Source organism: Pseudobutyrivibrio xylanivorans, from assembly GCF_010906925.1.
Taxonomy (GTDB): Bacteria; Bacillota; Clostridia; order Lachnospirales; family Lachnospiraceae; genus Pseudobutyrivibrio.
In genome coordinates this window covers 1,126,135-1,150,798 of record NZ_VTVE01000001.1, presented here as the reverse complement: position 1 = coordinate 1,150,798, position 24,664 = coordinate 1,126,135, and the positions used below count along the sequence as shown (strand labels likewise).

Sequence of the window (24,664 nt, the reverse complement as noted above, 5' to 3'; positions counted from 1 at the left end):
TAATTTTCTTAAAGGGAGTTTTAAGTTTGGGAAAAAAGCTAATCATCACAGAGAAACCATCAGTTGCTAGAGACTTTGCCCGTGTGTTAAAAGTCAGCGGTAATAATAATGGCTTCATTGAGAATAATGAATATGTAGTTAGCTGGTGTTACGGCCATTTGGTTCAGATGGTTTATCCCGAGGAGTACGATGCTAAGTATAAATCATGGAATCTAGAGGATTTACCTTTCCTTCCAAAGGATTATAAATACGGTGTTGTAGAGAGTGCTAAGGATCAGTATAAGATTGTAAATGGTCTTCTTCATAGAGAGGATATAGACACTGTTTATTGGGCAGGTGACTCGGGAAAAGAAGGTCAGACTATTGAGGAGAACATCAGAAATTATGGTGGTGTTCGAGAGGGGATGACAGAGCTTAGAGTTTGGATTGATTCCCAGACTGACGAGGAGATTTTACGAGGTATTCGCGAGGCTAAGCCTATGTCAGAATATGCTAAGCTTGGAGCCTCTGGCATTATGCGTACTATTGAAGATTATAGTCTTGGTATTAATTTTTCGCGAGCCCTCTCTGTTAAATATGGAAAGTTAATTAATGATGCTGCTGCCACAACCAAATACGTTGCAATCGCAATTGGCCGAGTTATGACTTGTGTGCTTGGAATGGTTGTTGAGCGAGAGCGTGAGATAAGAGGATTCAACGAGGATCCTTTCTTTAAAGTTGTAGGGAAGTTTTCTGATGTTAATTTTCCGGCTGAATGGAAGGCTGTTGAGTCTTCTAAGTATTTCGAATCTCCATTATTATATGGGGATAAGGGCAATGGCTTTAAAGAAAAGGCTAGCGCTGAGAAGTTAATTCAAGAATTAACTAATAAAGATGCGACGATTTCTGATAAGGAATCAGGAATTTCAAAGAAAAAAGCTCCACTTTTATTTAACTTGGCAGAGCTTCAGTCTGAGTGTTCTAAGAGATTTAAAATATCTCCAGCCCAGACTCTAGATATAATTCAGGAATTATACGAAAAGAAATATACTACCTATCCACGTACAGATGCCAGAGTTTTGACTACTGCAGTGGCTAAGGAAATCAATAAAAATCTCAATAGATTACAGAACTATGGTCCTACTGCCAAGTATGTTCATGAGATATTAGGTGAGAAGAAATATATTGGCATAGAAAAGAATGCTTATACAGATGATAGTAAGGTTACTGATCACTATGCAATCATACCTACTGGTCAGTGCAACGGAATCGAGAATCTTTCTGCTCTTAGCCAGAGAGTCTATGATTTGATTGTTCGTAGATTTTTATCTATTTTTTATCCTCCAGCTGAGTACAAAAACGTTAAGGTCACAGTACAGGTAGGTGATGAAAAGTTTTTTGCAGGTGCCAAGTTACTGGTTAAGCCAGGATATCTTGAAATTGCCGGAATTCCAAAGGCTAAGGATTCTTCTGATGGCGAATCTGAGGATGGAGAGGATACAGAAGATAAGTTCTCCAAAGAGGATTTTGTTAAGTTTATTGAGGCTGCTAATATTGGAGACTCAATAGATGTTAATGGATTTGAGCTGAAAGAGGGTAAGACATCGCCACCAAAGCGATATACTTCAGGCTCTCTTATTCTTGCAATGGAAAATGCTGGAAAGCTTATTGAGGACGAAGAGCTTCGAGAGCAGATTAAGACCACGGGTATTGGTACTTCTGCTACTAGAGGAGAAATCCTTGAAAAGCTTGTGCGAATTGGATATTTGAATCAAAACAATAAGACTCAGGTCATTACTCCAGAGCGATTGGGAGAGATGATATACGAGGTTGTTCTACTTACAACCCCATCATTGCTTAAGCCAGAACAGACAGCCAACTGGGAAAAGGGGCTTGAGGGCATTATTAATGGAACAGTTGATTTCACTGAGTATAGAGGTAAGCTAGAGGACTATATCAGAAAAGAAACTACTAATATGATAGAGCAGGATTTGACTCAGACTATTGCTCTTAACATTAATCAGTTTACTGGCAAGGATTCAAAGGGCCTTGCTACTAAAAAGCCTCTTGGAATTAAATGTCCAGCTTGTGGAGGCGAGCTGACTACAACATCTTTTGGTTATGGATGTAGTAATTACTCTGATGATTCTATTAAATGTAAGTTCAGTGTAGGCCAGATTGCTGGTGTAGATTTAGATGAGACTCAGTTTAAAAAGCTTGTTACAGAAGGCAAGACAGATTTAATCGAAGGCTTCAAAAGCAAATCAGGCAAAACTTTCAAGTCTGTTCTTAAAATGGAAAAGAACGAAGACGGAGAGTATAGAGCAAGCTTTGATTTTTCTGAAACTCCTACTGAGTATATCCCTGACCTTAAGTGTCCTGTATGCCAGGGACGCATTGTGGAGACTGGCTACGGATTTGCCTGTGAAAACAGATTTAAGGAAGAAGATCAGTGCTATTTTTCTATAGGTGAAATAGCAGGAAGAAAGCTTAATCTAGATGAGTTTTCTGCTCTTTTAAATAATGGTGTTACAGAAGTGCTTTCAGGCTTCAAGTCAAAGACCAATCAAAAGTTTTCTGCAAGGCTCAGACTTAAGGACAACGACGAGGGCAAAAAGGCTATTGTATTTGATTTTGATGGTATCGAGAGAGAAAAGCTTGAGGGCGTAAAATGTCCTGATTGCGGCGGCGATATGGTTAAGACACCATTTGGTTACGGCTGCAGCAATTATAATAAGGACGAGCCTGAAAAGGGCTGTCGTTTTATGATTGGAAAGATTGCTGGTAAGCAGCTTTCAAAAAATGACTGCATAAAGCTGCTTTCAGAAGGCAAAACTGACACTATCAGAGGATTTAAGGGTAAGTCAGGCAAGAAATTTGATGCATGCCTCTTACTTAAGAAAAATGAGGAAACTGGCAAGCATGAAATTGCTTTTGATTTTGATAATGTAGAAGCTAAAGAGGTGAAGGATGTAGTTTGTCCAGTCTGTGGTGGGAAAATAGTTGTTACACCTTTTGGTTATGGATGTAGCAACTACAATAAAGAGGACCCTGAGAACTCATGCAAGTTTAATATTGGCCAGATTGCCGGTATAAAACTAAAAGAAGCTCAGGTTAAGGAGCTTTTAAAAGACGGTATCACATCTACTATTTCCGGCTTTAAATCTAAAAAAGGTACAAAGTTTGATGCAAAACTTGCACTTTCTAAAGATGATGAAGGAAAAGTATCAGGTGTTAAATTTGTCTTTGAGGACAATGAAACCGAGCTTAAAAATGTAAAGTGTCCAAAGTGCGGTTCGCCGATAATAAAGAATCATTTTGGATATAGATGTAAGAATAATATCAGAGATAATCAGGACAGCTGTCCATTCTTCCTTGGTAAGGTGGCTGGAGTAGATATTCCTGAGGATCAGTTTGTAAAGCTTATTACAGAAAAGAAGACTGATGTTATTACTGGATTTTTAAGCAAAAAAGGGTTATATTTTGATGCGAGACTAAAGCTCAATGATGAGTGTAGGACAGAATTTGAGTTTGAAAACTATAATGGTCAATAATTAATAAAGATAGGAGTTTACAATGGAACAGGCTAAAATTAAATCTATGTATAATTTAAATGAGACTATCGCAGCGGATCTTTTCCAAGGGAAGGATTATCCATGGGAAGTGCTTCCTGAGATATCTGAGTTCATTAAGAAGTTAGGCCCAACACTTGATCCTGAAAAGTTTGAAAAAAGAGGAGAGGATGTATGGGTTGCCAAGTCAGCTAAGGTATTTGATTCTGCATATTTAAATGGTCCACTTATAATTGATGAAGATGCTGAGGTAAGACAGTGCGCTTTTGTAAGAGGCTCTGCTATTGTTGGTAAGAATTGCGTTGTTGGTAATTCTACAGAGCTTAAGAATGTAGTTTTATTTAATAATGTTCAGGTTCCTCACTACAATTATGTAGGCGACTCAGTCCTTGGCTACAAATCTCATATGGGAGCTGGTTCGATCACATCTAATGTTAAGTCTGATAAGACTCTTGTGGTTGTTAAATCTAGAAATGGAGAAGAAATTGAAACAGGATTAAAGAAATTTGGAGCTATGCTTGGTGATAATGTTGAGGTTGGTTGTAACTCAGTTTTAAATCCTGGTACAGTTGTTTGTCCTCGTTCTAACATTTATCCACTTTCTCCAGTGCGTGGTGTGGTGGAAGCTGACAGTATTTTTAAGAGTCAGGATAATATTGTAAAAAAGAATTAATGAACATATAGTGAAATCTTTGTGAAGGCCTATGAATATAGGCCTTTTTTTATTGTTTAGATACAAAATGGACATATTCTTCAGTTATGATTATAAATATCTATTTTTAAAATGTGGGGGGCATAGGGTGAGTTTCCATTTTAAGAAGAGAAAATATGGAATTATATATCGATATGTGGTGATTGTAATTGGTATTATTATCAATATTACTTTTGGTCTGATTATAAACAGTTTACTAAATCTACCATTATATCTAGATGTTACCGGCACAGTATTTGTTGCTTCTGTTGCGGGATTGCTTCCTGCTGTTCTGACAGGATTACTGACTAATGTCATCATCAGTTTTATTATCCCAAATGCTTTTTATTTTGCACTGCTAAGTGTTTTAGTGGCGATTATTGCTGCCTACTTTGTGAGATATGACAAGCTTCATAATATCAAAGGGCTAATAATTTATTTTATTATTTTGGCCCTCCTTGGTGGCAATCTCACAACTTTAATTCACTGGCTCCTATTAGGTGAGCCTCAATATAAAGCTGTGGCAGATTTGGCTCATGCTATAACTTCAACCGCTAGTAATGGTGTGGTTTTTTATTTAGGAGTTATTTTAGTTAATACAATTATTCAAGGAATTGATAAGTCATTAGCATCTGCTATAGGTTTTGGCCTAGCAAGATTTATACCAAATAAGATAAAAGAAGATATATATAATTCTGGTTGGCGTCAGAAGCCTATTCCAAAGGAAGAGATAATTGCTTCAAAAATAGAAGGCTATAGAAATACTCTTTTAAAGAAGATTATTGTAATGTTAGTAGTTGTTGCTTCTTCCTTTGTAGCTATTATTTCTCTTGTCAGCATTAACATATATTTCGAAGATCGCAAGGAAGAATATTCAATAAATGCGATGAATGCAGCTACATTTGCTTCAGAAGTTATTGATGGCGATAGGATTACTGATTACATAAAATGGGGAGAAGATACTTCTGATTACAGGGATACTCAAGATTTATTGCAAAAAATACTTAAAAATTCCCAGGGAGTTCACTACCTATATGTTATAAGGGTAGAACGTAATAATTTGGTCTATCTATTTGATATGGATACTGGAAAAGAACAAGGATATACTGCTGGGGCGGTTAAGCCTATTGATGAATCTTTTTCTTCATATTCAGATCAACTAGTAAAGGGAGAGGAGGTTGGAACTGTTATTGGAAAAGAAGGTTCAGAAATGGTTCTTACCGCATTTGCTCCAATAAAAAACTCGGCGGATAAAACAGTGGCATATGCCTGTGCAGATATATATTTTGGGTATATGTCGAAATTTGCTGAAGAATTTTTGGTTAAGTCATTGTTGATTTTTTCTGGATTTTTGATTTTGGCCATTCAATGGGCTTTGTCGGTAACTGGCTTTGGTCTTGTTTATCCTATAAGTAAAATTACTGAGGCTGCTAGAGGCTTTATAGATAGCATGGGAGACCAAAAAGCTATTGATGAAAGTGTGAGAAAGACTAGAGCTCTTGATATTAGGACTAATGATGAGGTCCAAGAATTATATGAGGCTATTTGCAAGATGGAATTAGAAATGGCTGAACAGGTGCGAGACCTGAGACACTATGCTGATTCTACTGCCAAAATGCAAAATGGATTGATTATTACCATGGCGGACATGGTTGAAAATAGAGACTCTGATACTGGAGCCCATATTCAAAAGACAGCTGCCTATGTGAGAGTTATTCTAAATGGATTAAAAAACAAGGGCTACTACGCTGAAAAGCTTACAGAGAAATATATGAGTGATGTGGAAATGTCCGCACCACTTCACGATATTGGTAAGATCCATATTTCAGACACTATTTTAAATAAACCTGGAAAACTTACAGAAGAAGAGTTTGAAATAATGAAGACTCATACCATTTATGGTAGAGAAATCATGGAAAATGCCATAGGAACTGTAAAAGGCGAGAATTACTTAAAAGAAGCTAGAAATATGGCTGCTTATCATCATGAAAGATGGGATGGAAAGGGCTATCCAGAGGGACTACATGGAGAAGTTATCCCACTTTCTGCTCGAATTATGGCGGTGGCTGATGTATTTGATGCGCTTACCTCGCCAAGAGTATACAAACCTGCATTTTCTTTGGAGAAGGCACTTTCTATTTTAGAGGAAGAGTCTGGCAAACAATTTGATCCAAAATGTGTTGAAGCATTTATGGATTCACTGACTGATGTAAAACGTATCCTAAAGAAATACAACGGTTAATTAGTGCTGGGGGGCACTGTTTTATGAAATATAGGGGCATTAGTTTAGCAGTAATAATTGTTTTGATTTTCTCAGTTGGCTTTTTATACGCCAGCCCTACTTTGAGTGCCCAAAGTGTTGAAGATACAGGCGAAAAGGAAGTATCTCAAATTGCTCTTGGTGGAGGCTATGCTGCATCAAATCAATTGGAGGGCTTTGGCTATTCTGCTCAGCTTTATGATGCTACTAATGGTTTGCCTACATCGGATGCTAATTATATATTAGGCTCAAGAGATGGTTATATTTGGATTGGTGGATATAGCGGAATAATTAAATACGATGGTTCCACATTTGAGCACCTAGATAATAGCGAAGGACTTACCAGTGGACGTGGTCTTTTTGAGGATAGCAAGGGCCGCATATGGGTTGGAACAAATGACAATGGAGTTGTTGTCCTTGATGGCAATAACAGATTTCATATTACATATAAAGAAGGCCTCCCTTCTTCATCAATCCGAGCATTTACAGAGGATAGTGAGGGAAATATCTATGTGGGTACTACCGACGGAGTTGCTCGCGTAGATTCTAATATGAATGTAAGCATCATAGATGATAAAAGAATTAATACTGAAAGAGTTTTGAAACTTCAGTGTGATGCAAATGATGTTATATATGGCTTTACTCAAAGTGGCAGCGCATTTGCTATTCACAATGATATGGTGACTAATATTTTTTCTGGAGAAGATATTGGAGTGGGGACTATTACAGCCCTTCTTATAGATCCTCATAGTGTGGGAAAAGTTTATTATGGCACACGCGGAAATATTATTTACTATGGAAATTTCGGGGATAATATTAAGAATCTCAAGCAGATAGATGTGTCGCCAACAGAAAATATACATTGCATTACTTATGAATGTGGTAGAGTGTGGGCATCTTCGCTTGAAGTAGTAGGATTTATCGATGGAAACGATAAGTATCAAATTCTCGAAGATGTACCTATGAATAGCGCCATAGAAATGCTTACTTCTGATTATCAGGGTAATCTTTGGTTCGCTTCATCTACACAGGGTGTGATGAAAATTGTTGCAAATAATTTTTCCGACTTTACAAGATTTACCCCTGTTGAAGGCAATGTTGTCAATTCAACTTGTATTGTAGACGGTCTTTTGTATGTAGGAACCAATACAGGTCTATATATACTAGATGAAAATAAGAATCTTGTTGAAAATGAGCTGACTGAATTAATTGATGATGGCCGTGTGCGCTGTATCACTCTGGATTCAAAGGGCAATATTTGGATATCAACTTTTATTTCAGATGTAGGCTTAATCTGTTATAGAAATGATGGCGAAATTTTCGTATTTAATAAGGATAAAGGAATGCCAAGCGACCAGGTGAGATGCGTGGTTGAAAGAGAAGATGGCTCTGTTTTAGCAGGCACAAATGATGGCGTAGTAGAAATCAGAAGCCGAGCGGTGCAAAAGACATACGGCGCGGATTTTGGCATATCTAATCCTGTTGTTCTTACAGTTTGCGAGGGGGATGAGGGAGAAATATACGCAGGAACAGACGGAGATGGCCTATATGTTATTAGCGATTATGGAGTTAGAAGGCTGGATAGAGAAACTGGGCTAACTAGCGATGTAATTATGCGCATTAAAAAAGACCCTACTCGCAATGTATATTGGATTGTTACTTCTAATTCATTGGAGTATATGGAAGACGGAATAATTACGCCAGTTTCTTCGTTTCCTAATACAAATAATTATGATATTTATTTTGATGAATCAGGAGATGCCTGGATATTATCTTCTTACGGAATTTATAACGTAAAGACGGAATATTTACTTGATGATGATGTAAAGGATTACAGACTTTATTCTATTTCCAATGGATTAACATATACTCCAACATCAAATTCATACAGTTTTCTTGATGATGATGGAAATATTTATATGTCTGGAAGAAAAGGTGTATGTAAAGTAAATATAAATCATTTCTTTGAAGACAATGTTGAATTAAAAATTGGTCTGGGAAATATCATTTGTGACGATGAATTGATTTATCCTGATGAATATGGAAATTATGTTATTCCTGCAAATGCGGCACGTGTAAGTATTAATCCGTCCATAATTGATTATACAACCACCAATCCTATGATTAAGGTATATCTAGAAGGGGCAGAAGACTCCGGAATTATTTCGGCTTTAAATTCCCTTTCGCCGTTGGAATACACGGGTCTTGAATATGGTGAGTACACACTTCATGTTCAGGTTCTTGACTCGGACGTAGATATGCTACTTCAGGAGAATACTTTTACAATAATAAAGAAGCCTAAAGTATTTGAATTGTTGCTGGTTAGATTTTTGATGATTTCTGTCGTTGCTGCTTTGGTGGGACTTATTGTATGGCAAATTATGGCTGGAAATGTTATAAGACGACAGTATGCCCAAATTCAAGAGGCCAAGGAAGAAGCGGAAAGAGCTAATAGCGCCAAGTCCATTTTCCTGGCAAATATTTCTCATGAAATACGTACACCTATTAATACCATTATGGGTATGGATGAGATGATTCTGAGGGAAGATTCTTCTGATGTTCCTAAGCATTATTTCATGTCGGTATTAAATTATGCTCTTGATATTAAAAATGCATCAGAATCACTTCTTGGTTTGATTAATGATTTGCTTGATATGTCAAAAATTGAATCAGGAAAGATGAATCTTGTTGAAGTTGAATATGATACAGTTGATTTCCTCAGGGGAATAGTTTCTATGATTCGCGTCAGAGGAAATGAGAAGGATTTGAATTTTGACGTGAATATTGATGCTAATTTGCCTACTCGTTTATTTGGCGACGGCGGAAAGATAAAGCAGATTATTCTGAATTTACTAACCAATGCTGTTAAGTACACTGAGCAGGGGGGCTTTAGTTTAAATCTTTTTGTTGAAGAGATAGATGGTGATACTTGCAAGCTTAAGTTTTCTGTTAAAGACACAGGAATGGGTGTCAAAGAAGAGGACATTGATAAGCTATTTACCGCTTATGAACGTTTGGACGAAACAAAAAATACAGGCATACAAGGTACGGGGCTTGGACTAAATATATCTGCGCGTTTTGCTGAACTTATGAGTGGCAAGCTATGGTGCGAAAGCGTATATGGTTCGGGTAGTGAGTTTTTCTTTACAGTTGACCAAAAGATTATTGATGCAAAGCCTATTGGCATATTCAAAGAAGAAGTTGAAGAAAATATGGGACCTTATGTCCCTCAGTTTATCGCTCCTGATGCAGAGGTGCTTGTTGTTGATGACAACCCTATGAACCTTAATGTAATCAAGGGATTGTTAAAGGCTACTAGAATGTTTGTTACTACAGCAAGTAGCGGTGAGGAATGTTTGGAAAAAATAAAATTCGGTTCATTTAATGTGGTTCTTTTGGATCATATGATGCCAGGAATGGATGGTATAGAGACATTGGCAAGGATTAGAGAGACTAATCCAGATTTGCCAGTATATGCTCTTACAGCAAATTCTACTGCTGGAGAGGATTTCTATAAATCAAAGGGATTTAATGGTTATCTGTCGAAACCAATCGACAGTTTAACCCTTGAGAAGACAATTCTTAAGCATTTGCCTGAGAATATAGTTATGAAACCAACAGCAGAGGACGCTGTTATAGATGTAGAAGAGATTCCTGCAGAAATGGATTGGATTTATCAGGTTGAAGGCATAAATGTAGATGAGGGAATTAAGGCCTCTGGCGGAATAAGTGCATTTATTTTCTCTTTGAAATTATTCCTAGATACAATTGATGATAACTCCAACACAATCGAGAAGGCCTACACTACAGAAGATTACAAGCTTTATACAATAAAAGTACATGCACTAAAAACATCCTTTAGAATGATAGGTGCTACTGAATTATCCGCATTTGCGGAGAGCTTAGAAGCGGCAGGTAATAATAATGATATTGAACTAATAGAAAAGAGTACTTCAAAACTGTTGGCTGAATATCGTGGATTCAAGGAGAAACTTGCTAGACTTGAGGAGAGTACAGACTCTGAGGATAAGCCGGAAATTAATCCAGAAGATATTGCTGATGCGTACTCTGCGCTTAAGGAAGTTGTACCACAGATGGATTATGATGCAGTTGAAATGATTATAAAGAATTTAAAGGAATACAAACTGCCGGCAGATGATAAGGAAAAGGTTGGCAAGCTTGAGAAATTACTTAAATCTTTTGACTGGGATGAAATGGAAAACTTATTAAATTAAATACATAAAAGGAGAATGCCATGGCTAGCAAAATGTTGATGATTGGAGAAAAAGAATCATTTCTTATGCGAGTTCTTTTAGGAAAAGTATCCGGATTACGGGTGGATTGCGGTTTTGTGCCCTATAAAGTAAATGAAATCAATGAGAAGTGGGCGGGTACGACACTTGTTACCCTTTATATGGATGACGGTTTTGTTCCCAATGAAGAAGTTCTTCATTTTCTTGTTGATAGATTGAATGAAGAGGGAACCCAGATGATTCTTATTGGCGAGCGAGCCGATGTGAAAATGATTGAGGATGAAGTGCCTTCTGGTCTGATTTATAAGACATTTATTAGACCGATTAATAACGAGGATTACATGCTTGCGGTGGAAGAACACTTCAAGAGAATCAATCAAGGGGATCTTAAAAAGAATATTTTGATTGTAGATGATGATTCTACATATTTGAGTCTTGTTAGGGAATGGCTTAAGGATATTTATAAGGTCTACATGGCAAACTCTGGATTGCAAGCTATTAAATGGCTTGGGAAAAACAAGGCTGATTTAATACTTCTGGACTATGAAATGCCTGTTACATCAGGACCACAGGTTCTTGAAATGCTTCGAAGTGATGATGATACAAAGGATATTCCGGTTATGTTTTTAACTGGAAAGGGAGATAAAGAAAGCGTAATGGCAGTGCTTGAACTAAAGCCAAATGGATACTTTTTAAAAACTATTGGAAAAGAGGAGCTCATTGAAAAGCTAAATGAATTCTTTATTTTAAATAGATAAGTTGGAAAGGATAAATTGTTATGGTTGAGTTCTTAATAAATCATCAATTAAATATTATGCTTGCCCTTAGTAGTGTATGCGCAACCATAGCACTTTTTGTTCTTATCGCTAGGGCGATTCCAAAGAGACGCAGAGTTGCCCTGTTACTACTAGAGCTAAGCTCTATGTTTTTGCTGTATTTTGATCGTTTGGCATACATATATTCTGGAGACATGAGTCATACGGGATATGTGATGGTCAGGGTATCAAATTTCCTGGTATTTTTCCTTACTAATATTGTAATTCTTTCTTTAAATTTATATCTAATCGATGTCATTCGTGGAGCGGGAGGCTTAGAAGGAGTAGCCTTTCGTTTGAATTTGTGCGTGATTCTTTCTTTACTTGGGGATGCTTTTGTAATTCTTTCTCAGTTCACAGGCTTTTATTATTATTTTGATGAATTGAATAATTATCACAGAGGTCCAGGCTTTATACTTTGCTATGTTTTCCCTGTTGTTACGCCTCTTATCCAACTTTCGGTTATTCTACAGAAAAAGGATAGAATAGCAAAGGGAATTTATATTTCGCTGGTTCTTTTTATTTTGGTTCCAGTATTGGCTTCTGTTATTCAGATTTTTGCATACGGCTTGTCTCTTACTAATATTTGTATTGTTGGAATGGCAGTGCTAGTGTATATCTTTGCACTCTTTGACATAAATACCAAAATAGAAAAGGCCAAAAGAAGAGAAATTGAATATTTAAAAGAAGAACGTCTAGTAATGCAGCGTTTATTTGATCAGACAGCAGCTTCTTTTGTAAATGCTGTAGATTCTAAGGATACTTTTACAAAGGGACATTCCCTTAGAGTTGCAAAGTATGCAAAAATAATTGCCCAGACCTGCGGGAAAAATGAAAAGGAATGTGATGAAATATACTACACAGCATTGCTTCATGATATAGGAAAAGTTGGTATTCCTGAATCAGTTTTAGAAAAAGGTGAGGATAGGACGCCGGAAGAACAGGAGATTTATAAAAATGTAACTACTATTGGTGATGAGATTCTTTCTAACATCAATGAGTATCCTTATTTGAGAGATGGAGCTCATTATGTACATGAAAGATACGATGGCAAGGGCTATCCTGAAGGTCTCAAAGGAGATGAAATTCCAGAGAATGCAAGAATTATTGCTGTGGCTGATTACTATGATTTATTGACTTCCAAAAAGAAGGACAGAGACCATTATCCTCAGTTCATGGTAAGAGAAGAGATGGTTAAGGCAGCTGGAAATAGATTTGATCCTAGGTTTGCAGGTGCCATGGTAAGTATTATAGATTCAGACGTAGACTACAAGCTTAGAGAAAATAATGGCGATGATTTCGAGGTAAAACTTGAGACAGAACTTTATTGCAAAGAGTATAGAAGTAAGGTTTCAAGAGGTATCTTAATAGATCAAACAATAACAAAGATAGACTTTGATTATGAAATAGACAAAGGCAGTCCATATGGCTTCTTTGGTCCATCTATAATTGTATTTGATTCATATGATGGAAGAATTCATGGTGATGTTAAAAATATAGAAGTCTTTGGATATATGGAATATGGAGAAATATGGTTTGATGGAAACTGTAATTCAACTAATGCTAGAAATATAGAAGTAACAGTTACAGATATGCAATCTAGCACATCAAAAAATATTCCTCACTATGAAATAATGACTAGCAGGTATGAAGACCATGTAAAAATTACAATTATCGGCGAAGGCAAGAAGATTGATATAGTACTTGCTCTTCCTGATACTTCAAAATATGCATATATTGGATTGGCTGGAGAGTATTGTGTTTTGAGAAATATTGTAGTTGAGACATCGGAAGATTCCAAAGCACAGCTTCCTATCGAAAGAATTGCTCCAGTAGTTTCCTATATCAACAGGTTAGAGTCGGATTTACCTAATATTCAGATAGACAGAAATCGTTCCGTATATACGGAATCAGTCGGTGTAGAAGATGGTATGAATGTTATATTCCATTCCATGAGTTTGCCTTCGGCAAAGCTGGTTTGGCATTGTCCTTATGTTGTGCTGTTCTCTTCAGATGACGGAAAGATAGATGGACCAAATTATAGGGAATATGCCCTTGTAAAACTAAGTGGTGAAAATGACTGTGATACTATCTATGCTGAGAATATAATGACCAACAATCAGTCCAGTGAATTTGGCGATTGGGATACATGGGAAAAGAAAAATAAAGAAGGCGTTGAATGCCATATTTCTTTTAGAAAAAAGAAGAATTCTATTGAACTGGCAGCGGAGGACGCAGGCATTATTATTCGCAACACAACCAAGATAAAAGAGATGCCTAAAATTGTCTATTTTGCACTAACTGGAGATGAGTGTGCCATAACGGATATTCGAATTTACAAATAATTGAAAAAATACAAAAGAATACTTTACTAAAGGAAGGGAAAGTGAGAAAATATTATCAATAATGCCGTAGTGCGGCATTGAAATAGGCTAATACATAAATAATTATGTTTTAGGTCATTGAACGAAGAAAGGAGTTCTACAATGATTTACACAAAAGAAGTAGAAAACATGTGTCCTGTAGCAAAGGGCGCAAAGCATGAACCAGCTCCTATCCCTGAAGAGGGAAAATGGGTACACGCTAAGCAGATTTCTGACATTAGCGGTTTCACACACGGTGTTGGCTGGTGTGCTCCACAGCAGGGTGCCTGCAAATTATCTTTAAATGTTAAGAATGGTGTTATTGAGGAAGCTCTTGTTGAGACAATTGGTTGCTCAGGTATGACACATTCAGCAGCTATGGCTGCAGAGATTCTCCAGGGTAAGACTATCCTTGAGGCTCTTAATACAGACCTTGTTTGCGATGCTATCAACACAGCTATGAGAGAGCTTTTCCTTCAGATCGTTTACGGACGTACACAGTCTGCATTCTCTGATGACGGACTTGCAGTTGGTGCTGGTCTTGAGGATCTTGGAAAGGGTCTTCGTTCACAGGTTGGTACAATGTACGCAACAAAGGAAAAGGGTGTTCGTTACCTTGAGATGGCTGAAGGCTATGTAACAGGTATCGCACTTGATGCTGATAACGAAGTTATTGGTTACCAGTTTGTTTCTCTTGGAAAGATGACAGACTTCATTAAGAAGGGTGATGATCCTAACACAGCATGGGAAAAGGCAAAGGGCCAGTATGGTCGTGTTGATGATGCTGTTAAGATTATCGATCCACGTCAGGAATAATATAGGAAAGGAGAAATAAAATGGCTTTATTTGAATCATACGAAAGAAGAATTGATCAGATCAATGCAGTTCTTAATAAGTACGGTATCAGCTCAATCGAAGAAGCTGAGAAGATTACAAAGGACGCAGGTCTTGATGTATACGAGCAGGTAAAGAAGATTCAGCCTATCTGCTTTGAGAATGCTTGCTGGGCTTACACTGTAGGCGCTGCAATCGCAATTAAGAAGGGTTGCCGCAAGGCTGCTGATGCAGCTGCTGCAATCGGAGAGGGACTTCAGTCTTTCTGTATTCCAGGTTCTGTTGCTGATCACCGTAAGGTAGGTCTTGGACATGGTAACCTTGGTAAGATGCTCCTTGAGGAGGAGACAGAGTGCTTCTGCTTCCTCGCAGGTCACGAGTCATTCGCTGCAGCTGAGGGTGCTATCGGTATCGCTGAGAAGGCTAACAAGGTTCGCCAGAAGCCACTTCGTGTTATCCTTAACGGTCTTGGTAAGGACGCTGCACAGATTATTTCACGTATCAACGGTTTCACATTTGTTGAGACAAAGTACGATTATAAGGAAGCAAAGCTTAACATCGTTTCTGAGAAGGCATACTCAAATGGTCTTCGTGCAACAGTTAAGTGCTACGGCGCTGACGATGTTCAGGAAGGTGTTGCTATCATGCACCACGAGAACGTTGGTGTTTCTATCACAGGTAACTCTACAAACCCTACACGTTTCCAGCATCCAGTAGCTGGTACATACAAGAAGGAGTGCGTAGACCTTGGTAAGAAGTACTTCTCAGTTGCATCAGGTGGTGGTACAGGTCGTACACTTCACCCAGATAACATGGCAGCAGGTCCTGCTTCATACGGTATGACAGATACTCTTGGACGTATGCACTCAGATGCTCAGTTCGCTGGTTCATCTTCAGTTCCTGCACACGTTGAGATGATGGGTCTTATCGGTATGGGTAACAACCCAATGGTAGGTGCTACAGTTGCTGTAGCTGTATCAGTTGAGGAAGCTGCTACTGCTGGTAAGTTCTAAAGAAGAAATAGTATAACCCCTGGTGACGGGTTCCCGTTAAATAGGAGTTGATTTTATTAATCCCTTGGCTTTGGCCAAGGGATTTTTTTGTCAAAAAATGAAAAAATAAATGAATAATTTGTGATATAAAACATATTTGGGAAAACTGCGGTTATAATTAGATTTGCAGTAGATTATTGGACTTATTTCAAATGATGGGGGTAAAACAATGGCAAAGAAAGAAAAGAAAGAGGAATTCATTAACAAAATTGAGGGAAATCTTTCTGAGGAACAGAAGGAGAACATTAAGGCTGTTGCCAATGTTGTAAAGAAAAATAAGGGCAATTTCTTCCAGACAATATCATTCCAGAACGGTCTTATCTATGGATTGATAATAATTGCCTTTCTTATTTTTGCGTACATATGGTATTCAGGTATGACAAATGTTGTTTCCGTTGCTTCCGGTGGTAGTGTTGCTGAGACAGATCTTTTGTATGAAATGTCTGTATTGAAAACAGACGCCATCCACATGACTGCAGAAATAAATAGATATATGGGTTCTCTGGAGGGCGGACAATCTGCATCAGCAAGTGATTTTGCTATGTTTGATTCGTATAACAAGGAAATGTTAGAGAAGCTTGAGTACGTTGCCGGTAATGATATGCTAAAGCAGCAGTGTGCAACTGGTGTAGAAGATACAGCGGCATTAAATGATGCTGTAAAAGCCTACTCTGAATATGCAATACAGATGAGGGATAATATTATAGCTGGAGATATAATGGGAGCAGTTCAGTTAATAGGTGGTGATTATGGTGTTTCTATTGACACTATGAATGCAGCTTTGGCAAAGTGCGATGAAGATATTCTTTGGATGGGACATAATTTTGCTCCATACCTAGAAGCACAGAAGCAGCAGGCTATTGTTAGAGCATTTATAGTACTTGGTTTTGTTCTTGCATTTGTAGTTGTTGGATTCATAATCAGCTTTGTAAGAATTAATAAAGTAATCCTTAACATTTCTTATGAACTTCAAGCGTTTATTAATAATATAAACAAGGGTAAGGGCGATTTAACTACACGTATTAATACTAAAACAAAGACAGAGCTTGCTCTTGTTACTGATTGTATTAATCAATTTATAGCGACCTTGCAAGGAATCATTAAGGATGTAAAGGACGGATCTAATGTTTTAAGCAATTCATCTGATAGTGTAATGGCAAAGATTCAAAGTGCAAGTGACAATGTTACAAATACATCTGCAGCCATGGAAGAACTGGCAGCTTCTATGGAAAATGTTGCATCTACAACAGGTACACTAACAGATAATTTGGAGGCTGTAAGAGAAGCTACTAAGGCTATTGATGCTGAGGCAATTGAAGGAGCTGAAAAGGCAAATCAGATTAAGGATGAGGCTGATTTGATTAAGCGTGAAGCAAATAGCAAAAAGGAAAGCACCGGTGCTAAGATGGAAGAGCTTGCTAAGGTCCTTGAAGAGTCAGTTAAGGAATCTGAGCAGGTTAACCAGATTGGTGATTTGACAAATGAAATTCTTGATATTGCAAGCCAGACTAATTTGCTTGCCCTTAATGCTTCTATTGAGGCTGCAAGAGCTGGTGAGGCTGGTAAGGGATTTGCAGTTGTTGCTGATGAAATTAGTTCACTTGCTGCTAATTCAAGAGATACTGCTGGAAATATTCAGGAGATTTCTTCTAGAGTTACGGCTGCTGTTAAAACACTTTCTGATAATGCTATTCAGGTTATTGACTTTATCAATGAAAACGTATTATCGGATTACGATTCATTCGTAGAAACTGGTGTTAAATATGAAAATACTGCAACAATGATTGATGAGATGCTGGTTAACTTTAGAGATAGAGCTGATAATCTTAATACTGTAATGAATGAGATGGCTACTCGTATTGAGACTATTTCTTCTTCAGTATCAGAAAGCTCTGATGCGATTAACCTATCTGCATCAGCTGCTACAGAAATCGTTGGCGAGATTCAGGGTATCAATAATGCTATGGATCAGAACAATGATGTTACAAAGCAATTAAATGCAAGCACCCAGAAATTTGAAATAGTATAAGATATAAATTTTTAAGGGCCCTTGGCAGATTAGCCAAGGGCTTTTTTTATACTAAAATCATAGTAGACAGGTGGCTCTTTTGTTATATTTTTATAAAATGAAAAAATTGGCAAGAAAAAATTAACAATTAATCTTTAATATCCGATTATAAAAGTGTACAATTTAATAACACTAAAGTGTATTGAATAAATTCTGTGGCAAAATCTATGAAAAGGAAGGGATAATAATGGGAAAAAGAGTATCTTCTAGAAGAAGTCGCAAAGGGGAGCAGAGTGGAAAATTTATTCAATCTATCGTTTTTCAAAACGTAGCAGTGTATTTAGTTATTTTAGCGGCATTTATTGCTTATGTTGTTATTTCGCATTTTGCAATGAATAGCGTTAAAAGTCAGGCGCTTTTAGCTAGTGAAAATCAATTAAAATGTTCTACAGAGGCTTCTGCGTTAAAAGAGGATATTATCCACATTTCCGCAGAAATTAATAGGTATATGGGAAAGGCCCAGGCTGGAGCAGTTGTGATTCCTGCAGAGTTTCAGGAGTTTGACAAGTATATGGCAGATACAGAGGCGAGACTTGAGTATTTAGATACATGCCTTATTGTATCTAATATTGCTGATGGTCAGCAGATTATTGATGATTTAAGAGACAATGTTGCTGACTACAAAGCCAAGGCTGGTAGCCTTCAAAAGTATTTATATAATCGTGAGATGAAGGAGGCTGTTGTTCTTTATTCTAACAACTACGCTTGGTCACTTGATGAGGTATACAAATCTCTTGAATTGGTTGATCAGGCTATTGTGGGTCTAAATGATGGATTTGCAGCTTATATGACTACATATATCAACCAGGCATCTGTACAGGGATATGTAGTTATGGGTGTGGTTGTCATACTGATTATTCTTAGCTTTATTTTGACAAATCTTAGAGTAAATAAAGTAATTAGAGGTATGTCTTCTGAATTACAGACTATTGTAAATAATATCAATAATGGTACTGGAGATTTGACCTCACGTATTAACACTAAGACTAAGACTGAGCTTGCCATGGTTCGCAATAATATAAATCTTTTCATTGAGACTTTGCAGAATGTAATTAAGGATGTAAAGAGTGGCGCGGCTGTTCTTTCTACATCATCTGACAAGGTTATGGAGAAGATTAAGAGCACAAGTGACAATGTTACAAATACTTCGGCAGCTATGGAAGAGCTTGTGGCTTCAATGGAAAATGTTGCCAATTCTACAGTTGACTTAGAGGATAAGCTTAAGCTCGTTAGAGAGGCTACAGATGCTATTTACAGCGAATCACAAAATGGCGCTGAGAGAGCTGAGCTAATCAAGTCTGAGGCTGATACTATTAAAAAGGATGCAGCTGATAAAAAGGATAGCACAGGTGCTAAAATCGAAGAATTATCGAAGGTGCTTGAGGCTTCTGTTAAGGAATCAGAGCAGGTTAATCAGATTAGCGATTTAACAAATGATATTCTTGATATTGCTAGTCAGACAAACTTACTTGCACTTAATGCATCGATTGAGGCTGCAAGAGCTGGTGAGGCAGGTAAGGGCTTTGCAGTAGTTGCTGATGAGATTAGTAAGCTTGCTGCTAATTCTAGAGAGGCTGCTGGTAATATCCAGGAGATTTCTGCTAGAGTTACAACAGCTGTTAAGGAACTTTCTGATAATGCTATTCAGGTTATCGATTTTATAAATGAAAACGTATTATCGGATTACGATTCATTTGTAGATACTGGAGCTAAGTTCGAAGATACTGCATCAGTGATTGATGAAATGCTTGGCTCATTTACAGACAAGGCTAACAAGCTTAACGAGGTAATGGATGCAATGTCAGTTAGAATTGAGGATATTGCTAATTCACTTCAGGAAAGCTCATATGCAATCAACATGTCTGCTACAGCTTCTACAACAATTGTTAGTGAGATTCAGGGTATTACAGATGCTATGGATCAAAACGGCATCGTTACTAAGCAGTTAAGTGAGAGCACAATGAAATTTGAAGTTGTTTAATAACCCATTTGCAGTGTTTCGTTTCCCCGGCCAACTGGCTGGGGAAAATGAGCATTGACGAATGGGTTTTTTAGTCGTATAATCGCTTTAATGCTTTTAATCGCTAAAGTGAATGGAGGACATAAGATGAAAGAGGTTTCAAAGCTTCTCGAGGTACGAGAGAGCATACGTGTAGTTGATGCAACACTTAGAGATGGAGGTCTTGTTAATGACTTTTATTTTTCTGATGAGTTTGCAAAGGCTCTTTATTTAACTAATATCAAGGCAGGAGTCGACTACATGGAGATGGGTTATCGTGCTGATAAGGAACAGTTCGATGAGTCAAAATTTGGACCATGGAAGTTTTCATCTGATGAATATATTAGAAAAATCGTTGGTGATAACGACACAGATCTTAAGATTGCCATTATGGCAGATGTTGGAAGATGTAACTACAAGGAAGATATTCATCCAAAGGCAGAGAGCCCTGTTGATTTAATTCGTGTAGCTACTTATTTACACCAGCTTCCTGGTGCAGTAGAGATGATTGAAGATGCTGACAAAAAGGGATATGAGACTACATGTAATATCATGGCCATATCTACTTCTTCAAAAGAGGACATTAAGGCAGCTCTTGATATTGTATGCCAGACACCTATCTCATGTGTTTATATTGTAGATAGCTATGGTTCATTATATCCAGAGCAGATTGAGCGTATCGCAGATTTATACTGCAATGCAGCTGCAAAATATGGCAAAAAGGTTGGTATGCATGCTCATGACAATCAGAAGCTTGCATTTGCTAATACTATTGAGGCTTGCGGTGATAATGTAGATTTTCTTGATGCTACCTATAATTCTATGGGTCGTGGAGCAGGTAACTGCGCTATGGAGCTCCTTTTGGGCTTCCTTAAGAATCCAAAATATAAGGAGAGATATGCTATTAAATTTGTAGAGGACTATATGATGCCTCTTAAGGAACAGGGCGTTGTATGGGGATACGATATGCAGTATCTTACAACAGGACTTTTAAACCAGCATCCTAGAACTGCTATTGAATTTACTAAGCAGGCTAGAAAGGATTACTTCGCATTCTATCAGGAGATGCTTAATTTGGATTAATCCCTGTTAATAGCACTTATTATTATTTTTGCAATATTGGTCCAAGTATGCTTATGAGAGGAAATCTCATAGCCTGCTTGGGCTATTTTTTTTAGTGTGCCTAAATCCGATAGTGAGCTGTTAACCTTATCAGTTACATCATCAATATTATCTAAATCAAAAAATAGAATGTTTTCATTATCTCTATATTCGTCAAGAAGTAATGTGGTAGGGTCTGTAAGGCTAACTGCACCATTTAACTGGGCAGAAAATACCCTGTCGTGACTTCCGGCCTTGAATCCAGGCATTATATTGATTGATATTTTTGATTTCGCAAATACGGTAAATGTGAGATTGAAAGGTATCTCTTTGTGAATCACTGCATTTTTTAGCTCTAATTCTTCCCATAGACCTCCAAAAAGATGGATTTTACTATTACATCTATCTAGGGCCTGCACTAGCTTTTTTCGGTTAATACACCGTATATACGTATCGGCTAGATAGAATATCTGAGTGTGAAGAGGCTTGTCTGAATTGATATAGTCATAGAATTCATTTTCAGCCAATCTATCAACCGCATCTTCTATAGTAAGACTGTTGTCTACCTTCATCATATCAATCAGCTCATAGACATTATTGCTTATTAATTCTGGCATTTTGTTTATGGCAGTCTCTATTCTGGTAGGATCTGTGTAAGTGCCTGAAAAAATAATATCGTATGGACGAGTCTCATAATTATCCCAGGCGATTGAGTCCTGACCAAATGCTAGCTCACCTGTCATAGGAGTCACTGTTACGGATTTAATATGAGGATAGTACTTTTGAATATATTCTTTATGTCTTTCGTCCAAACAGACCACATGGAAATTCTTCAGCTTATTTTTCAATGTATCGTGATGGTACAGTGGGTGATCTAAAATTACATCGAAAAATGGTGCATCGATATGGTCGAGAAAGTACGAATCATCGTCCATAAGTGCTCGAGGTAAGTCTGAATTAAAATCAATTAAAAGGTCGTAGGATGTGCCGACGTATCTTTCTAAATCGTCAAGGGCGTCCTCGTCTATTTTGAAGTATTCTACACTGTGACCTAGGGCTGTAAGAGCATTTCCTAGGGCATCTCCAAAATAAAGATATGAATTATAACAAACAGTTTTCATTTCAAATATAAGTATTTTCATAACTTGCCTCTTAATAAGTGTGAAAAGTTTTTTAATTCTTCTTAATTTTACCATACTTATTTTTTATTGTGATATCATATTATTAGAGATAATCACGGGGGATGAATTATGATAAAGGCGGCAGCGTACAATTGTGAACCACTACAAAATCCTTTTATATTTGACGAAGTATACGACATGATTAGTCCGCAAAGAAGGGCTCATGTTGACGAGGCTAAAACACTTAAGGGGAAATGTGAGCGACTTGGAGCTGCGCATCTTCTTGAAAAATTACTCTGGGAAAATCATATCCAAAGACCTTATGTCTATTCCACCACATCCCAAGGGAAGCCAATTTTTATACAGCCTAAAAATGTGGAGTTTAGTATTTCCCATTCTAATTTCTTTGCAGTTGCAGCTATTTCTGACAAGCCTGTTGGAATTGATGTAGAAAGAATTAGGCCTTATGATCCGGATTTGGTAAAAAGATTTTTTACTAAATATGATTTAGAATATTTAGAATCAGTAAAAAAGAATGAGTTAAATAAAAAATTTACTGAGGTATGGACCTTTAAGGAGGCCACTAGCAAGATGATGGATAGACCGCTTATGCAGATTCTTCAGTGGGTGGATTATAGTGAGTACTGCGATTGTGAGAAGGGTAAGATAGAATGGACTAAGCAAGGCTTTGAATTTAGAGATTTTTATATTACTCTTTGCTATGAGGACAATAGACAGCAGATTCAAATGGGACTGTTTAATCCTTATGATGGAAAGTATTATTAAATATGTTTTGCGTAAGCTCTGTAGCTTTTGACAGCTGACAGAGCTTTTTTTATATTTGGATTATATTTGGGCTATATTTGGGTTGACATTGTATTTGTTTGTGATAGAATTTTTTTAATGATTTTATACTGTAAACCACTAAAGTGGAAAATTTTTTGTTGTTAGGAGTATATTTATTTATGGAGTCTAAGAAGGTTCTATCTATTCTTGTAGAGAACACACCAGGTCTTACAAGTCGCATTTCTGGCTTATTTTCACGCAGAGGTTACAACATCGATAGTTTTTCAGCGGGTGTTACAGCAGACCCTAGATACACTAGAGTTACTATAGTGACACATGGAGACGAGATGATTCTCGAGCAGATTGAAAAGCAAGTTTCAAAACTTACAGAGGTGGTTGATGTCAAGGTATTAGAGCATGGCATGTCTGTTAAGAGAGAACTTATGCTTGTTAAGATTTCAGCTACTAATATGGAGCGACAGGACGTTCTTACTATCGTAGAGATTTTCCATGGTAAGGTTGTAGATGTCACACATGATTCTATGATTCTTGAGGTTACAGGAAATCAGGATAAGCTTGAGGCGTTCTTAGATATGCTTGGAGCATACGATATTTTAGAGCTTGCACGTACAGGTCTTACAGGACTTAGCCGTGGTACAGATGATGTAGTTATTCTGTAGATTAGTTTCTTTAATATAGGTAAATATAATTTATATAATAAATAGGAGGATATTGAAATGTCACAGGAAGCAAAAATCTATTATCAGGAAGATTGCAATCTTTCATTATTGAAAGGTAAGACAATAGCTATTATTGGTTATGGTAGCCAGGGTCACGCACACGCACTCAACCTTAAGGAGAGTGGTTGCGATGTTATTATCGGACTTTATGAGGGTTCAAAGTCATGGGCTAAGGCAGAGAAGCAGGGCCTTACAGTTTATACAGCAGCAGAGGCTGCTAAGAAGGCTGATATCATCATGATTCTTATCAACGATGAGAAGCAGGCTGATATGTATAAGAAGGATATCGAGCCAAACCTTGAGGCTGGTAACATGCTTATGTTTGCTCACGGTTTCAATATTCACTTTGGTTGCATCAAGCCACCAGCTGATGTTGATGTTACTATGATCGCACCTAAGGGACCTGGTCACACAGTACGTTCTGAGTACCTTGCTGGCAAGGGTGTTCCTTGTCTTGTAGCTGTAGAGCAGGATGCTACAGGTAAGGCTCTTGAGCTTGCACTTGCATATGCACTTGGTATTGGTGGTGCTAGAGCTGGTGTTCTTGAGACTACATTCAGAACAGAGACAGAGACAGACCTCTTTGGTGAGCAGGCAGTACTTTGCGGTGGTGTTTGTGCACTTATGCAGGCTGGTTTCGAGACTCTTGTTGAGGCTGGTTACGATCCAAGAAATGCATACTTTGAGTGTATCCACGAGATGAAGCTCATCGTTGACCTTATCTATCAGTCAGGTTTCGCAGGAATGAGATATTCTATCTCTAACACAGCTGAGTACGGTGATTACATCACAGGACCAAAGATCATCACAGAGGATACAAAGAAGGCTATGAAGCAGATTCTTTCAGATATCCAGGATGGTTCATTTGCTAAGGAATTCCTTCTTGATATGTCACCAGCTGGTCGTCAGGTACACTTCTCAGCTATGAGAAAGCTTGCTGCTGAGCATCCATCAGAGAAGGTTGGCGAGGAAGTTCGTAAGCTTTACTCATGGAACAACGAAGAGGATAAGTTCATCAACAACTAAGAAT

15 protein-coding genes are annotated in these 24,664 nt (G+C 37.5%); 14 read left to right on the top strand and 1 reads right to left on the bottom strand.

Annotated features, from left to right (window positions below; all coding sequences use genetic code 11):
* Positions 1–26: 26 nt before the first annotated feature.
* From F0Q01_RS05345 to F0Q01_RS05295, 11 genes are all read left to right on the top strand, one after another.
* A complete protein-coding gene (locus tag F0Q01_RS05345) occupies positions 27–3,533 on the top strand; it encodes a DNA topoisomerase (protein WP_090486989.1) in 3,507 nt (1,168 codons plus the stop codon).
* A 22-nt stretch (positions 3,534–3,555) separates the two neighbouring features.
* Positions 3,556–4,224 carry a UDP-N-acetylglucosamine pyrophosphorylase gene (locus F0Q01_RS05340; RefSeq protein WP_090486986.1) on the top strand — a complete coding sequence of 223 codons (669 nt, stop codon included), beginning with the start codon at positions 3,556–3,558 and terminating at the stop codon, positions 4,222–4,224.
* 127 nt (positions 4,225–4,351) lie between these two features.
* The gene (locus tag F0Q01_RS13975; protein WP_163927154.1) at positions 4,352–6,484 is read left to right on the top strand and encodes an HD domain-containing phosphohydrolase; all 2,133 of its coding nucleotides are present in this window, start codon (positions 4,352–4,354) and stop codon (positions 6,482–6,484) included.
* Positions 6,485–6,507: 23 nt separating this feature from the next.
* Positions 6,508–10,737, top strand: a complete 4,230-nt coding sequence (locus tag F0Q01_RS05330; protein ID WP_090486980.1) for a two-component regulator propeller domain-containing protein — start codon at positions 6,508–6,510, stop codon at positions 10,735–10,737.
* Positions 10,738–10,757: 20 nt separating this feature from the next.
* Positions 10,758–11,513, top strand: a complete 756-nt coding sequence (locus F0Q01_RS05325; RefSeq protein ID WP_090149353.1) for a response regulator — start codon at positions 10,758–10,760, stop codon at positions 11,511–11,513.
* A 20-nt stretch (positions 11,514–11,533) separates the two neighbouring features.
* On the top strand, positions 11,534–13,915 hold the full coding sequence (locus tag F0Q01_RS05320; RefSeq protein WP_090486978.1) for an HD-GYP domain-containing protein: 2,382 nt from the start codon (positions 11,534–11,536) through the stop codon (positions 13,913–13,915).
* 141 nt (positions 13,916–14,056) lie between these two features.
* Complete coding sequence (locus tag F0Q01_RS05315; protein ID WP_015549537.1) at positions 14,057–14,749, top strand: iron-sulfur cluster assembly scaffold protein; 693 nt, start codon at positions 14,057–14,059, stop codon at positions 14,747–14,749.
* Positions 14,750–14,769: 20 nt separating this feature from the next.
* A complete protein-coding gene (locus tag F0Q01_RS05310) occupies positions 14,770–15,780 on the top strand; it encodes a GGGtGRT protein (protein ID WP_090149357.1) in 1,011 nt (336 codons plus the stop codon).
* A gap of 208 nt (positions 15,781–15,988) precedes the next feature.
* On the top strand, positions 15,989–17,848 hold the full coding sequence (locus tag F0Q01_RS05305; protein WP_090149360.1) for a methyl-accepting chemotaxis protein: 1,860 nt from the start codon (positions 15,989–15,991) through the stop codon (positions 17,846–17,848).
* A 226-nt stretch (positions 17,849–18,074) separates the two neighbouring features.
* Positions 18,075–19,868 carry a methyl-accepting chemotaxis protein gene (locus tag F0Q01_RS05300; RefSeq protein ID WP_090486975.1) on the top strand — a complete coding sequence of 598 codons (1,794 nt, stop codon included), beginning with the start codon at positions 18,075–18,077 and terminating at the stop codon, positions 19,866–19,868.
* A gap of 126 nt (positions 19,869–19,994) precedes the next feature.
* On the top strand, positions 19,995–20,969 hold the full coding sequence (locus tag F0Q01_RS05295) for an aldolase catalytic domain-containing protein (protein ID WP_090149365.1): 975 nt from the start codon (positions 19,995–19,997) through the stop codon (positions 20,967–20,969).
* Here F0Q01_RS05295 and F0Q01_RS05290 read toward each other — a convergent pair.
* Positions 20,966–22,129, bottom strand: coding sequence for a glycosyltransferase (locus F0Q01_RS05290; protein WP_163927152.1), 1,164 nt, complete (start codon positions 22,127–22,129; stop codon positions 20,966–20,968). The genes F0Q01_RS05295 and F0Q01_RS05290 overlap by 4 nt on opposite strands.
* Before the next feature lie 108 nt (positions 22,130–22,237).
* Between F0Q01_RS05290 and F0Q01_RS05285 the strand changes: the two genes are divergently transcribed.
* The 3 genes from F0Q01_RS05285 (at position 22,238) to ilvC (ending at position 24,660) form a co-directional block, all read left to right on the top strand.
* Positions 22,238–22,894, top strand: coding sequence for a 4'-phosphopantetheinyl transferase family protein (locus tag F0Q01_RS05285; RefSeq protein WP_090486969.1), 657 nt, complete (start codon positions 22,238–22,240; stop codon positions 22,892–22,894).
* Between the two features lie 179 nt (positions 22,895–23,073).
* Positions 23,074–23,574 (top strand): acetolactate synthase small subunit, encoded by a 501-nt coding sequence (gene ilvN, locus F0Q01_RS05280; RefSeq protein WP_090149376.1) that lies wholly within the window; start codon positions 23,074–23,076, stop codon positions 23,572–23,574.
* A 57-nt stretch (positions 23,575–23,631) separates the two neighbouring features.
* Positions 23,632–24,660, top strand: a complete 1,029-nt coding sequence (gene ilvC, locus F0Q01_RS05275) for a ketol-acid reductoisomerase (protein WP_090149379.1) — start codon at positions 23,632–23,634, stop codon at positions 24,658–24,660.
* Positions 24,661–24,664: the final 4 nt, after the last annotated feature.

What these genes read in the sequence shown, in the direction of transcription:
- F0Q01_RS05340 (WP_090486986.1), top strand. Translation starts at nt 3,556, where the DNA reads ATGGAACAGGCTAAAATTAAATCTATGTATAATTTAAATGAGACTATC.
- F0Q01_RS05330 (WP_090486980.1), top strand. Translation starts at nt 6,508, where the DNA reads ATGAAATATAGGGGCATTAGTTTAGCAGTAATAATTGTTTTGATTTTC.
- F0Q01_RS05325 (WP_090149353.1), top strand. Translation starts at nt 10,758, where the DNA reads ATGGCTAGCAAAATGTTGATGATTGGAGAAAAAGAATCATTTCTTATG.
- F0Q01_RS05320 (WP_090486978.1), top strand. Translation starts at nt 11,534, where the DNA reads ATGGTTGAGTTCTTAATAAATCATCAATTAAATATTATGCTTGCCCTT.
- F0Q01_RS05315 (WP_015549537.1), top strand. Translation starts at nt 14,057, where the DNA reads ATGATTTACACAAAAGAAGTAGAAAACATGTGTCCTGTAGCAAAGGGC.
- F0Q01_RS05310 (WP_090149357.1), top strand. Translation starts at nt 14,770, where the DNA reads ATGGCTTTATTTGAATCATACGAAAGAAGAATTGATCAGATCAATGCA.
- F0Q01_RS05305 (WP_090149360.1), top strand. Translation starts at nt 15,989, where the DNA reads ATGGCAAAGAAAGAAAAGAAAGAGGAATTCATTAACAAAATTGAGGGA.
- F0Q01_RS05300 (WP_090486975.1), top strand. Translation starts at nt 18,075, where the DNA reads ATGGGAAAAAGAGTATCTTCTAGAAGAAGTCGCAAAGGGGAGCAGAGT.
- F0Q01_RS05295 (WP_090149365.1), top strand. Translation starts at nt 19,995, where the DNA reads ATGAAAGAGGTTTCAAAGCTTCTCGAGGTACGAGAGAGCATACGTGTA.
- F0Q01_RS05290 (WP_163927152.1), bottom strand. Translation starts at nt 22,129, where the DNA reads ATGAAAATACTTATATTTGAAATGAAAACTGTTTGTTATAATTCATAT.
- F0Q01_RS05285 (WP_090486969.1), top strand. Translation starts at nt 22,238, where the DNA reads ATGATAAAGGCGGCAGCGTACAATTGTGAACCACTACAAAATCCTTTT.
- ilvN (WP_090149376.1), top strand. Translation starts at nt 23,074, where the DNA reads ATGGAGTCTAAGAAGGTTCTATCTATTCTTGTAGAGAACACACCAGGT.
- ilvC (WP_090149379.1), top strand. Translation starts at nt 23,632, where the DNA reads ATGTCACAGGAAGCAAAAATCTATTATCAGGAAGATTGCAATCTTTCA.